The sequence below is a fragment of the Mycobacterium kyogaense genome, assembly GCF_003254575.1.
GTDB lineage: Bacteria > Actinomycetota > Actinomycetes > Mycobacteriales > Mycobacteriaceae > Mycobacterium > Mycobacterium kyogaense.
Genome location: NZ_QJUA01000075.1, coordinates 1 through 13,148 on the forward strand (window position 1 = coordinate 1; position 13,148 = coordinate 13,148).

10 protein-coding genes are annotated in these 13,148 nt (G+C 68.4%); 3 read left to right on the top strand and 7 right to left on the bottom strand.

What is annotated here, in order from left to right; genetic code table 11:
- The 3 genes from DMB80_RS26990 to DMB80_RS27000 all read left to right on the top strand — a co-directional run.
- A partial coding sequence (locus DMB80_RS26990; protein WP_121497474.1) for an ATP-binding cassette domain-containing protein occupies positions 1 to 275 on the top strand: 275 nt, incomplete at its 5' end.
- Entirely contained in the window at positions 262 to 1,719 is a 1,458-nt protein-coding gene (locus DMB80_RS26995) for an ATP-binding cassette domain-containing protein (protein ID WP_111512639.1), read from the top strand. The genes DMB80_RS26990 and DMB80_RS26995, both read left to right, overlap by 14 nt.
- A complete protein-coding gene (locus DMB80_RS27000; protein WP_111512640.1) occupies positions 1,716 to 2,255 on the top strand; it encodes a DUF4190 domain-containing protein in 540 nt (179 codons plus the stop codon). The genes DMB80_RS26995 and DMB80_RS27000 overlap by 4 nt, the downstream gene beginning before the upstream one ends.
- Here DMB80_RS27000 and DMB80_RS27005 read toward each other — a convergent pair.
- The 7 genes from DMB80_RS27005 to DMB80_RS27035 all read right to left on the bottom strand — a co-directional run bounded on the left by DMB80_RS27005 (position 2,233) and on the right by DMB80_RS27035 (position 12,983).
- Positions 2,233 to 3,114, bottom strand: coding sequence for an acyl-CoA thioesterase II (locus tag DMB80_RS27005; RefSeq protein ID WP_111512641.1), 882 nt, complete (start codon positions 3,112 to 3,114; stop codon positions 2,233 to 2,235). The two genes, DMB80_RS27000 and DMB80_RS27005, sit on opposite strands and share 23 nt — an antisense overlap.
- A gap of 14 nt (positions 3,115 to 3,128) precedes the next feature.
- Positions 3,129 to 4,547: a pyruvate kinase gene (pyk, locus tag DMB80_RS27010; protein WP_111512642.1), complete on the bottom strand. Its 1,419-nt coding sequence runs from the start codon at positions 4,545 to 4,547 to the stop codon at positions 3,129 to 3,131.
- Positions 4,548 to 4,574: 27 nt separating this feature from the next.
- On the bottom strand, positions 4,575 to 6,083 hold the full coding sequence (locus DMB80_RS27015; RefSeq protein ID WP_048424271.1) for a glutamate synthase subunit beta: 1,509 nt from the start codon (positions 6,081 to 6,083) through the stop codon (positions 4,575 to 4,577).
- Positions 6,076 to 10,617, bottom strand: coding sequence for a glutamate synthase large subunit (gene gltB / locus DMB80_RS27020; protein WP_111512643.1), 4,542 nt, complete (start codon positions 10,615 to 10,617; stop codon positions 6,076 to 6,078). Before gltB ends, DMB80_RS27015 begins: the two co-directional genes overlap by 8 nt.
- 84 nt (positions 10,618 to 10,701) lie before the next feature.
- Positions 10,702 to 11,115, bottom strand: coding sequence for a DUF2752 domain-containing protein (locus DMB80_RS27025; protein WP_111512644.1), 414 nt, complete (start codon positions 11,113 to 11,115; stop codon positions 10,702 to 10,704).
- Positions 11,105 to 11,533: an NINE protein gene (locus tag DMB80_RS27030; protein WP_111512645.1), complete on the bottom strand. Its 429-nt coding sequence runs from the start codon at positions 11,531 to 11,533 to the stop codon at positions 11,105 to 11,107. Before DMB80_RS27030 ends, DMB80_RS27025 begins: the two co-directional genes overlap by 11 nt.
- A gap of 25 nt (positions 11,534 to 11,558) precedes the next feature.
- Positions 11,559 to 12,983: an HNH endonuclease signature motif containing protein gene (locus tag DMB80_RS27035; RefSeq protein ID WP_111512646.1), complete on the bottom strand. Its 1,425-nt coding sequence runs from the start codon at positions 12,981 to 12,983 to the stop codon at positions 11,559 to 11,561.
- Positions 12,984 to 13,148: the final 165 nt, after the last annotated feature.

Here is a 13,148-nt window from a genome sequence, read left to right on the forward strand (position 1 = left end):
TCGACACCGTGCTCGGGCAGGGCGGGGTGGGGCTGTCACTGGGACAGCGCCAGCGGCTGGGGCTGGCGCGCGTGCTGGGCTCAGAGGCGTCGGTGCTGCTGCTCGACGAACCGACCGCCCATCTCGACGGGGCCACCGAAAGCGCGGTGCTCGCCGCGATCCGGGGACGGGCCGACGGCGGTGCGACCGTCATCGTGGTCGGGCACCGCGACGCGGTGCTCGCCATCGCCGACACCGTCGTCGACATGGGGGTGCCCGCGCATGTGGGTGTATGAGCTGCTGCGGCCGCGACTGTCGCGGCTGCTGCTGGCGATCTCGTTCGGTGTGGCATCGCTCGGCAGCGCGCTCGCGTTGGCCGGGGTGTCCGCGTGGCTGATCACCCGCGCCTGGCAGATGCCCCCCGTGCTCGACCTGACGATCGCCGTCGTCGCCGTGCGCGCGTTCGGCATCTCCCGCGGGGTGTTCGGGTACTGCGAGCGGCTGGCCTCCCACGACACCGCGTTACGGGCCGCCGGCTCGGCCCGAGAACGCCTCTTCGCCCGGTTGGCCGCCGCCCCGGCCGACGACGTGAGCCTTAGGCACCGTGGCGATCTGGTCGCCCGTGTCGGGGCCGGCGTCGACGACGTGGCCGACGTGCTGGTGCGTGCTGTCGTGCCGATGTGCGTGGCAGGCGTCCTCGGGATCGCCGCCGTCGTGACGGTCGGGGTGATCTCCCCGGTCACCGCCGCCGTCCTCACCGCGAGCCTTCTCCTCGCCGGGATGGCCGCTCCCGCCGTCGCCGCGCGCGCCGCCCGCCGCGCTGAAGACACTGCGGCACAGCATCATTCAGAGCGTGACACGGCCGCCCTGCTGGCACTCGACCATGCGGCTGAACTGCGGGTGGCCGGCCGTCTCCCCGGCGTCCTCGCTCACGCCGCAGAGCAGCAGCGCCGCTGGGGACGCGCGATCGACCGCGCGGCCGCACCGGGAGCCGTCGCCGCGGCCGCCCCCGCCGCTGCCACCGGCATCAGCGTGCTCGGCGCACTGCTCGCCGGGATCACCCTGGCCGACAGCGCGGCACCGACGACGCTGGCCGTCCTGATGCTGCTCCCGCTGTCGGCCTTCGAGGCAAGCGCAGCCCTGCCTGCCGCCGCGGTCGCGCTGACCAGGGCGCGCGTCGCCGCCCGCCGCCTCAGGGAACTCACCGAACCGGACGCCGCCGCACGCCGCCGCCCCGACGTCGCTCCCCTGCACCTCGCGCGCGGAGACCGGGTGGCCGTGGTGGGACCGAGCGGCTGCGGCAAGACGACCCTGCTGATGCATACCGCCGGCACGTTCTTCGCCGAGGACGCCCACCTGTTCGCCACGACGGTGCGCGACAACCTGCTGGTGGCCCGCGGCGACGCGAGCGACGAGGAGCTGACCGATGCGCTCGCCCGCGTCGGATTGGGCCACTGGCTCGCCGAGCTGCCCGACGGCCTCTCGACAGTGCTCGTCGGAGGCGCGACCGCGGTGTCGGCCGGCCAGCGGCGACGACTGCTGCTCGCGCGGGCATTGATCTGCACAGCCCCGACTGTGCTGCTGGACGAACCGACCGAGCACCTCGACCGCTCCGATGCCGACACGCTGCTGTCCGACATCCTCGCCCCGTCAGGGCTGTTCGGCGCCGACCGGACCGTCGTGGTCGCCACGCATCATCTGCCGGAATCGTCGAACGTCCGGGTAATCTCACCGGCATGAGCGACGTGCCGCCACCTCCGCCGTATGGACCTCCTCCGTACGGCTCACCCCCGCAGTACGGCGGCCCAGGCGGTTATGGCGGCTACGGCGGCCCTCAGGGCTACGGCGGCCCTCAGGGCTACGGCGGCTACCCGGGCGGGCCGCCGCCCCCGTCGGCGCCGAAAAACGGATTGGGCACGGCCGCATTGATTCTCGCGATCATCGGCGTCGTGCTGTGCTGGTCCATCGCCGGAGGCATCGTGCTCGGGCTGAGCGCGATCATCATCGGATTCCTCGCCCGCGGCAGGGTCAAGCGCGGCGAGGCGACCAACGGCGGCGTCGCGATCGCCGGCATCGCGCTCGGAGCCGTCGCGATCATCGCCTCGCTGGTGTTCATCCCGATCTACATCGGGCTCTTCGATCAGGTGGGCGGCACCGATTACGTGGACTGCCTGAGCCGCGCCGGAAACGACAACTCCGCCGTCGAGCAGTGCGCCGAGGACTTCCAGCGGCGCGTCGAAGACCAGTTCTCCGTCACGGTGACACCGACCCGGTAGCCCGGGCCGGGAAGTACTTGACGATCCCTTCCTGCACGACCGTGGCCAGCAACTGACCTGACCGGTCGAAGAAGTGCCCGGAGCCCAGACCGCGCGACTCCGCGGCCACCGGCGAGGTGGTCGAGTACAGCACCCAGTCGTCGAAGTGCACGGGCCGGTGGAACCACACCGAGTGGTTGGTGGTCACCGCGAAGATCCGGTCGTGCCCCCACGACAACCCGTGGGTGGTGATGATCGAATCCAGCACGGTGGTGTCCGACGAGTAGACCAGCGCCGCCGCATGCAGGACAGGATCGTCGGGCATCGCGCCGCGGGCCGTCATCCACACGCGGTTGTGCGCCAGCCGGTCGCCCTTGTCCCGCATGATCCACGCCGGGTCGTTGGTGTAGCGCCACTCGATCGGCCGCAACGCATTGGCGAAGTGCGGCACGACCGCCTCGTAGCCGCCCAGCAGTTCATCGATCGGTGGCACGTCGAGGGGTTCGACCACCTCGGGCTGCGGCACCCCGTGTTCGAGTCCCTTGCCGCCGGCCAGGAACGACACCAGCGCGGTGGTCAGCAGCACCCCGTCCTGCATGACGTCCACCCGCCGGTTGGCGAAGCGCCGCTCGTCCCGCAGACGCACCACGTGGAACTCGAGATCCCGTTCGGGATCGCCGCCGGCGATGAAGTGCACCGACAGCGTGCTCGGCGGAACAGGATGGCTCAGCGTGCGGCTCGCCGCCACGAACGCCTGCGCCATCATCTGCCCACCGAACGTCCGGACCGGGTTCTTGCTCGGGTGGACGCCCAGGAAGGTGTCGTCGTCGACCCTCTTCAGGTCGAGCACTGCCAGCAGTTCATCGAAGTCTGCTGACACGCAACCCCCAGGGTCTAGACGTCGTCCTCGCCGATGCGGTGGACGTGGATGAGATTCGTCGACCCTACTGTGCCCGGAGGCGCACCCGCGACGATGACCACCAGATCACCACGCTTGTAGCGGCCCAGTTCCAGCATCGACTTGTCGACCTGGCGGATCATGCCGTCGGTGGTCTGGATGTGCGGCACGATGAACGTCTCGGTACCCCAGGTCAGCGCCAATTGGCTGCGCACCTCGGGTAGCGCGGTGAACGCGAGCACCGGCAGCGGGGTGTGCAGCCGGGCCAGCCGGCGGACCGTGTCGCCGGACTGGGTGAACGCGACGAGCGCCTTGGCGTCCAGACGCTCCCCGATGTCACGGGCGGCATACGAGATCACTCCGCGCTTGGTGCGCGGGACGTGGGTCAGCGGCGGCGCGGCCACCGAGTTCTCCTCCACCGCGGAGATGATGCGGGCCATGGTGCGCACCGTCTCGAACGGGAACTTGCCGACCGACGTCTCCCCCGAGAGCATCACTGCGTCGGCACCGTCGAGTACGGCGTTGGCCACGTCGGAGGCCTCGGCCCGGGTGGGCCGGGAGTTCTCGATCATCGACTCCAGCATCTGCGTGGCCACGATGACGGGTTTGGCGTTCTCCCTCGCCATCTGGATGGCGCGCTTCTGCACCAGCGGCACCTCTTCGAGCGGTAGCTCGACGCCGAGATCGCCGCGGGCCACCATGATCGCGTCGAACGCGAGCACGATGGCTTCGAGGTTATCGATGGCCTCGGGCTTCTCCAGCTTCGCGATCACCGGGACCCGTCGCCCGACCCGATCCATCACCTCGTGGACCAGTTCGACGTCGGCCGGTGACCGCACGAACGACAGCGCGACCAGGTCGACGCCCAACCTCAGCGCGAACTCGAGGTCCTCGATGTCCTTCTCCGACAGGGGCGGCGCCGAGACGTTCATCCCCGGCAGCGACATGCCCTTGTTGTTGCTGACCTTGCCGCCCTCGGTGACCGTGCAGACCACGTCGTTGCCGTCGATGTGCTCGACCACCAGGCCCACGTTGCCGTCGTCGACGAGCACCCGGTTCCCCGGCGCCGCGTCCTGGGCCAGGCGCTTGTAGGTCGTCGACACCCGGTCGTGGGTGCCCTCGAAGTCCTCGACGGTGATACGCACCGTCTCGCCGTTCTCCCAGACCGTCGGACCGTCGGCGAACCGACCGAGACGGATCTTGGGTCCCTGCAGGTCAGCGAGGATGCCAACGGCGTGCCCGGTGCGATCCGATGCCATCCGGACCCGCTTGTAGTTGGCCTCGTGATCGGGGTAGTCGCCATGGCTGAAGTTCAGCCGCGCGACGTCCATGCCCGCCTCGACGAGCTTGCGGACCGCATCCTCAGAGGCCGTGGCCGGACCCAACGTACAGACGATTTTTCCGCGTCTATTCACGGATGCCGAGCATAGTCGTTAATCGATTCAGATGACGGCCAGCGGTAGGGCACCAGGCCTGACCGGGGCGGGAAGGTCCGTCTCGCCCATCAGGTAGGTGTCCACCGCGGCCGCAGCACTGCGCCCCTCTGCGATCGCCCACACGATCAGCGACGCGCCGCGATGAGCGTCCCCGCAGACGAACACCCCGGGCGAGTCCGTCTGCCAGTCCTGACCGCAGCGCAGCGTGCCCCGCGGAGTGAGCGTGAGCCCCAGGCCGTCCAGCAGCGGCATGTGCTCAACGCCGTCGAAACCGATCGCCAGCAGCGCCAGGTCGCACGGGATCTCCAGGGTGTCGCCCACCGGGGTGATCCGGCGCCGGCCCGTCTCGTCGCGCTCGACCTTCACCTCAGCGATCTCCAGTGCGCGCAGGTTGCCGTCGTCGTCGCCGACGAACCGCTGCACGGCGACCTGGTAGCGGCGTTCGCCGCCCTCGGCGTGCGCCGGGGACAGCCGGGTGCGCAGCACGACCGGCCACATCGGCCACGGCGCGCTGGACTCGTCGCGGTACTCCGGCGGCTCGGGGTTGTAGTCGAGCTGGGTCACCGACGCCGCGCCCTGGCGATGCGCCGTGCCCAGGCAGTCCGCACCGGTGTCACCACCGCCGATGATCACCACGTGCCGCCCCTCGGCCGAGATGGAGCTCGGGCCGTCACCCTCGCACTCCTTGTTCGCCGGCACCAGATGCTCCATCGCCAGGTGCACGCCGGCCAGGTCCCGCCCCTCGACGTCGTTGTCGCGGGCCCGCAGCGCACCGACGGCGAGCACCACCGCGTCGTACTGGGCACGCAGCGCATCGATGGTGACGTCGACACCGACTTCACATTCGGTGACGAAACGCGTTCCCTCGGCGCGCATCTGGGCCAGCCGCTGGTTCAGCGTGGCCTTCTCGAGCTTGTACTCGGGGATGCCGTAGCGCATCAGACCGCCGATGCGGTCATCACGTTCGTAGACCGTCACGTCATGGCCGGCCCGCGTGAGCTGTTGAGCCGCAGCCAAACCGGCCGGCCCGGACCCCACCACCGCGACCCGCTTCCCGGTCGCGATCGCCGCGGGCTGCGGCTCCACGATGCCGTCCATCCACGCCTGATCGGCGATCGTCTGCTCGATGCGCTTGATCGTCACGCTGCCACCGGTCTGCTCCTCGGCGATCGACAACACGCAGGCGACCTCGCACGGGGCGGGGCAGAGCCGGCCCGTGAACTCCGGGAAATTGTTGGTGGCGTGCAATCGCTCGCTGGCCGCGTCCCAGCGCCCTCGGCGTACCAGATCGTTCCACTCGGGAATCAGATTGCCCAACGGGCAGCCCGCGGTCCCGCTGTGGCAGAACGGAATTCCGCAGTCCATGCAGCGACGTGCCTGCTGGGACACCTCCCCCGCGCGCTCGTGCGGGTCCTGTCGCTCGTAGACCTCACGCCAGTCGCCGACGCGTTCGTCGACGGGCCGCTTGGCCGCTTCCACCTTCGACACGTCCAGGAATCCGTACGGATCAGCCACGACTTGCCTCCATGATCGCTGCGTCGACGTCTCTGCCCTCGGCCTTGGCCATCCGGGTGGCCTGCAGCACGCGCTGGTAGTCGCGCGGCATGATCTTGGTGAACTGCGCGCTGCGGCGGGGCCAGTCCGACAGCAGTGAGGTGGCGACCGTGCTGCCAGTGTGGCGGGCATGGCACTCGACGACCTCACGCAGCCAGGCCAGATCCACACCGTCGGGGCTCTGCAACTCGACCATGTCGGTGTTGACGCGGTGCGGATCGAGGCCCAGGACGTAGGCGATGCCGCCCGACATGCCGGCGGCCATGTTGCGCCCGATCGGGCCGAGAACCACCACCCGACCACCGGTCATGTACTCGCAAGCATGGTCGCCGACACCCTCGGTGACGGCGAGAGCGCCGGAATTACGCGCCGCGAACCGCTCCCCGACCCGACCCCGCAGGAACACCTCCCCCGAGGTGGCGCCGTAGAGCAGGGTGTTGCCGGCGATCACGTTGTCCTCGGGCAGGAACAGCACGTCATCGTCGGGCCGCACGACGATGCGTCCACCCGAGAGCCCCTTGCCGACATAGTCATTCGCGTCACCGATGAGGTCGATGGTGACCCCGGGCGGCAGGAACGCACCAATGCTCTGGCCGGCCGAACCGGTCAGCGTGACATGGATGGTGTCGTCAGGGAGGCCCTCTGCGCCGTAGCGCCGGGTGACCTCACTTCCGAGCAGCGTGCCGACGGTCCGGTTGACGTTGCGCACCGGCAGCTCGAGACGCACCGGATGGGCGTCCTCCAGCGCACCCTCGCACAGCTGAATCAGCGTGCGGTCGAGCGCCTGCTCCAATCCGTGGTCCTGGTCGCGGACCCGGCGGCGGCCGGCGTCGGTCGACGGCACCGCGAAGATCGGGGTCAGGTCCAGGCCCTTGCTCTTCCAGTGCGCGACACCCAGATTGGTGTCGAGCACCTCGGCGTGGCCGACAGCCTCGTCGACGCTGCGGAAGCCGAGTTCGGCCAGCTGCTTACGGATGTCCTCGGCGATGAAGCCGAAGAAGGTCTCGACGAACTCGGGCTTACCGGTGAAGCGGGCGCGCAACTGCGGGTTCTGCGTCGCCACGCCGACGGGGCAGGTGTCGAGGTGGCAGACGCGCATCATGATGCACCCCGACACCACAAGCGGCGCGGTGGCGAAGCCGAACTCCTCGGCGCCCAGCAGCATCGCGACCATCACGTCGCGCGCGGTGCGCATCCCGCCGTCGCACTGCACGGTGATGCGGTCCCGCAGGCCGTTCAGCATGAGCGTCTGCTGGGTGTCGGCCAGCCCGATCTCCCACGGCGCCCCGGCATGTTTGAGGCTGGTCAGCGGCGCCGCTCCGGTACCGCCGTCATAGCCCGAGATCAGCACCACGTCGGCGTGCGCCTTGGACACGCCCGCTGCCACGGTGCCGACACCGACCGAACTGACCAGCTTGACGTGGATTCGGGCGTCAGCGTTGGCGTTCTTCAGATCGTGGATCAGCTGCGCCAGGTCCTCGATCGAATAGATGTCGTGATGCGGTGGTGGGGAGATGAGGCCCACCCCCGGCGTGGAATGCCGGGTCTTGGCGATGTTGGGGTACACCTTGTAGCCCGGGAGTTGGCCGCCCTCACCGGGTTTGGCGCCCTGAGCCATCTTGATCTGGATGTCGGTCGCGTTCACCAGATAGTCACTGGTGACGCCGAACCGTCCGGAGGCGACCTGCTTGACGGCGCTGCGGCGCAGCGGGTCGTAGAGCCTGTCGACGTCCTCGCCGCCCTCGCCGCTGTTGGACCGGCCGCCGAGGCGGTTCATAGCGACGGCCATCGTCTCGTGCGCTTCGGCCGAGATCGAGCCGTAGCTCATCGCGCCGGTGTTGAAGCGCTTGACGATCTCACTGGCGGGTTCGACCTCGTCGAGCGGCACCGGGGGGCGCAGGCCCTGCTTGAAGGCGAACAGGCCGCGCAGCGCGCCGCCCTCGCGGGCGAGCCGATTGACCTCCTCGGAGTACTTCTCGAAGACCTCGTAGCGGCCTGTGCGGGTCGAATGCTGCAGCAGGAAAACCACTTCGGGAGTGAACAGGTGCAGCTCCCCCTCGCGGCGGAACGCGTATTCGCCGCCCACCTCGAGGCGGCGGTGCACCCGCTCGGTGGGGTTCTCGGGATAGGCGCGGCGGTGCCGCAGCTTGACCTCTTCGGCGATGACGTCCAGACCGATACCGCCGAGCTGGGTCGGTGTGCCGGTGAAGTATTCGTCGATGACCTCTTTGTCGATGCCGACCGCCTCGAACGCCTGGGCGCCGGTGTAGGAGGCCACCGTCGAGATCCCCATCTTGCTCATCACCTTCATGACGCCCTTGCCGAGCGCCTTGAGGTAATTGCGTACCGCCGTGGCGGTTTCGATGCCCGTGAGCTCACCTTCGCGGATGAGGTCCTCGATGGACTCGAACGCCAGATACGGGTTGACCGCGGCGGCGCCGAAACCGATCAGCATCGCGATGTGGTGGACCTCACGGGCGTCGCCGGTTTCGACGACGAGCGCGACGGCCGTGCGCTGCTTGGTGCGCACCAGGTGGTGGTGTACGGCCGACACTGCGAGCAGCGACGGGATGGGTGCCTTCTTGTGATCGGAGTCCCGGTCGGAGATGACCAGTGTCCGAGCGCCTTTGGCGATGGCGTCGCAGGCGCGGATGCGAAGATCCTCGAGCGCGTCGGCGAGCCCCTCACCGCCGCGTTCGACGCGGTAGAGAGCCTTGAGCACAGCGGTGTGCAGGCCGGGATGCTCGCCGTCGTCGTTGATGTGCACGATCTTGTTGAGCTCGTCGTTGTCGAGCACCGGCCAGCCCAGCGTGATCTGCCGACACGACGCCGCCGACGGCGCGAGCAGGTTCTGCTCGGGGCCCATGACCCGCGACATGGACGTCACGATCTCTTCGCGGATGGCGTCCAGCGGCGGATTGGTGACCTGGGCGAACAACTCGACGAAATAGTCGTAGAGAGATTTGGACCGCTCGGAGAGCACCGCGGCCGGAGTGTCGGTACCCATCGACCCAAGCGGTTCGGCGCCCGAGGCTGCCATCGGGGTGAGCAGGATGCGCAAATCTTCCTCGGTGTAGCCGAAGCTGATCTGACGGCGCACCACCGAATCGTGATTGGGTTGCACGCGAACGCGATCCGGCAGGGTCTTGATGTCGAGCAGACCGGCATGCAGCCACTCACCGTAGGGCTCGGCGGTGGCGAGGTCGTGCTTGATCTCGTCGTCGGAGACGATGCGGCCGGCGGCGGTGTCGATCAGGAACATCTTGCCGGGCTGCAGTCTGCCCTTCGCGACGATCTGGGCGGACGGCACGTCGAGCACGCCGCTCTCACTGGCCAGGATCACCCGGTCGTCGATGGTGCGCCACCACCGCCCCGGGCGTAACCCGTTGCGGTCCAGCACCGCTCCGACGAGGGTGCCGTCGGTGAAGGTCACGCAGGCGGGGCCGTCCCAGGGCTCCATGAGCGAGGCGTGATATCGCCAGAACGCGCGCTCGGCGTCGTCCATCGTGGTGCTGTTCTCCCATGCCTCCGGGATCATCATCAGCACGGCGTGGGGCAGGGCGCGGCCGCCGAGATGCAGGAGTTCGAGGACCTCGTCGAACGATGCCGAGTCTGAAGCGTCGGCGGTGCACACCGGGGAGAGACGGGCGAGATCGCCGGGGATCATGGCGCTGGCCAGCATGGCTTCGCGGGCGTGCATCCGGTTGCGGTTGCCGCGCACCGTGTTGATCTCTCCGTTGTGGGCGACGAAGCGGAAGGGATGCGCCAGGGGCCAGGACGGGAAGGTGTTGGTGGAGAAGCGGCTGTGCACGATTGCGATGGCACTGGTGCAGCGCTCGTCGCGCAGGTCCGGAAAGTACTGCGGCAGTTGCAGTGTGGTGAGCATGCCCTTGTAGACCATGGTGCGGCTGGACAGTGACGGGAAGTACACCTCGCCGCGCTCGGCGCGCTTGCGCAGCGGGTACACGCGACGGTCGAGGTCGATGCCGCCGGGGCGCACTCCGTTGTGCTCGGGGGCGGCGACGAAGAGATGCGCCATGTAGGGCATGCAGCCCAGCGCGGTCTGACCGATTTCGGCGCCGTCCGGATCGACGGGCACATCGCGCCACCCGAGGATCTCGAGCCCCTCCTCTGCGGCGATGGATTCGATGGTGGCGCACGCCTCGGCCCGGGCGCTCAGGTCCTGCGGGAGGTAGCAGATGCCGGCGGCGAAGGTGTTGTCGCCGTGGGGGTTCGGCGCGGGAAGGTCGAAACTGGTGACTTCGTCGAGCATCTCGACCGGAAGCTGGATCAGGATGCCGGCGCCGTCACCGCTGTTGGGCTCGGCGCCTGCTGCGCCGCGGTGTTCCAAGTGTTCGAGGGCGATCAGCCCGTCGGTGACGATGCCGTGGGAGCGACGGCCCTGGATATCGGTCACCATGGCCACACCGCACGAATCCGCTTCGCGGTCGGGATGGTATAGGCCCTGGGGTTCGGGCAATGCCGAGAACAGCATGGACGATGCTCCTCGCAGTCCTGATTTTTCGTGGTCAGGGACTGCAGCGGCCCGTCGAGCGAGTGTATCAGCGTGGGTGGGCGGCTACCCGCTGAGAACGGTCGGGACGAGGGGGAAACCGGGCAGATTCCGGGCGACGGTCCAGGCGATCGCCGATAGCGCGACGACGACGAGCAGGGACTTGGTCTGGACCGGTCTGTGGCGGATGCGCTGGCCGACGATGAACGCAAGAAGCAGCGGTAGGCCGATGAGGACGAACGCGTTGTCGACGAAGGCCGCGGCAAGGTCGCCATGCAACACGTCGTGGGTCATTCTGAGGCCGCCGCAGGCCGGGCAGTTCCACCCGGTGAGGGCCTTGAACGGGCACGGCGGAAACACGAAGCTCGGGCTGTGCGGGTCACCGAGACCGATGTAGGCCAGGCTGCCCACCAGGGCGGCCCCGGTGCCGAGCCCGATGAGCAGGCGGTTGTTGCCGGTTCGACTCGAGCTAGGTGCCATCGCGCAGCGGACGTCCGTCCGGATCGCGCACCTTGTCGGTGAGGATCAGAACCGCGTCGATGATGCCCCAGATGACGGCCCCGATGCCGCAGGTGATGAGGCCTACGACGAGCTGTGCGATGCCAAGACCGGTGTAGCCGAGGTAGATGCGGCCGATGCCGACAAGTCCGAAGAGTCCGAGCAGCTGAAGCAGGCCCGCAACCACTTTGGATTTCTCAGACAGCGGTTCACCCGTCATGGGGTGCCGCCCGTACGGTGCAGAGGGATCGGTGTAGGAGGGTGGGTACTGCCCCACCGGCGGCGGGAATTGCCCAGGCGGCGGCCCGTACTGCTGCCCCGGGGGCGGGTACCCCTGTGGCTGATATGGCGGCGGGTAGGGATTGCCGCCCTCGCTGCCACCGAATTGCGGCTCAGTCATGGCACAAGCATGCCAGACCGGCCCGTCAGAACGGCGGGGGTTCGTAGGTGGCGGCCAGCCTGGCTTGGTGTTGTCGTTCGAGTTCGGCGTCGAGTTCTAGGCGTCGTTGTCGTTCCTGTCGGATGCGGGTGCGGCGGTCCTGTTCGCGGGTGGTGGTGCGCATCGGCATCATCGCGGTGCGGTTGTCGGGCTCGACCGGCGTCGTCGTCGTCATGGGCGCCGTCGGGGCGGCCAGACCGGGGAACAGGACACCGCCGAACGCCTCGGTGACGTAAACGTGCCCGGTCGGCGCGGACACCACGACCGTGCCGTCGGGCCGCTGCTGGTCTTTCCAGCCGTTGGGGCCGGTGTAGAACGTCTTGATCAAATGATGGGTACGGCAGTACAGCTTGAGCCCCGAGGGATGGGTCAGCCCGAACGGCCACGGCGTTGTGTGGTCGACATCGCAGCCCATCACCGCACGATCACACCCCGGGAACCGACACGTCAGATCACGCCACTGCACGAAATCCCGCAACGCCGCCGACGGCCGATAACCCTTTTCAGCATCTGTGCCGGGCGGGCGGACCGGGCGGATCTTCGCCGTCGACGCGATCCTGCGCACCGACTCCGCCGGCAGCACCCCGAACCCGGACAGGTACCCCGGCCGCGCACAGGTGCCGTCGACGGTCTCCTGTTCCGCCAACACATGAATCACCACCTGCGCCGCAGAATCACGCACCGCGGCCGCGGTGCAGTCCGGCGATCCACATCGGCACGCCAACGTTGCTTCCAGGCGCCCCAGCGCACCGGTGGCATCCGCGCGCCGCTGCCGCTTCGACCGCGGATCATTCGGGCACACCGATTCCGCGATCAGGTTCAACCGCTGATCGATCGCCTCAGCATCAGCGGCATCGAGCACACCACCGATCAGCGCCATCCCCGCCGCGTTCGGATGCGGCTCCACCTCGACATAGCGACTGTCCTCCACCAGCGGCGGCACCCGAACCCCCGCAGGGTCATGCTCGGCGACCCACATGTCGATACGATCCCGCAGCTTCGGCTTCGACAACCGCATCCACTTGTGCACCACACCGGCCAACGAACGATCCAGCTCCGCGATCACCTCGTCCAGCACGTTCTCCGTGCGCGTGATGACGACCTGCACCATCCGGTAGTCGATGTCACCCCGGGCGAACAGCGCAGCCACCTTCGGCAACCGCTGATACAGCGACACCGCTTGGCGCACTTGAGGAATCGCCCGGTCACGGCTGATGTTCTGGGCGGCCGAAACCTCCGCAGCCACCGCCTCGACCACATCGGTGTACCAGAACTGGGCGTCCTCGTAATCACGGCACCGCCGCCGATACAGCCCCGCAATCGCACCCAACCGCCGAGCAATCGCCGCCGACTCCGCACGCCCAGCGGAAGCGATCGTGTCGATCAGCACCACCGGATCGTCATCGAACATGTGTTCGATATTACCGGGATGGGGTGACACCCCTCGACTGTGATGTCTCAGGACATCGGTGACAGTTCTGCATCAGGACTTCGGTGACAGTTGATGTGTCAGGACTTCGGTGACGGTCTGTCGGTTTTGGGGCGTGGGCCCCGTGGTCGACCGTTGCCGACGTAT

Bases quoted from the DNA above. Each gene is read 5' to 3' on its own strand.
- DMB80_RS26995 (WP_111512639.1), top strand. From the start codon at position 262: ATGTGGGTGTATGAGCTGCTGCGGCCGCGACTGTCGCGGCTGCTGCTG.
- DMB80_RS27000 (WP_111512640.1), top strand. From the start codon at position 1,716: ATGAGCGACGTGCCGCCACCTCCGCCGTATGGACCTCCTCCGTACGGC.
- gltB (WP_111512643.1), bottom strand. From the start codon at position 10,617: ATGCTGTTCTCGGCATTGCCCGAACCCCAGGGCCTATACCATCCCGAC.
- DMB80_RS27025 (WP_111512644.1), bottom strand. From the start codon at position 11,115: ATGGCACCTAGCTCGAGTCGAACCGGCAACAACCGCCTGCTCATCGGG.
- DMB80_RS27030 (WP_111512645.1), bottom strand. From the start codon at position 11,533: ATGACTGAGCCGCAATTCGGTGGCAGCGAGGGCGGCAATCCCTACCCG.
- DMB80_RS27035 (WP_111512646.1), bottom strand. From the start codon at position 12,983: ATGTTCGATGACGATCCGGTGGTGCTGATCGACACGATCGCTTCCGCT.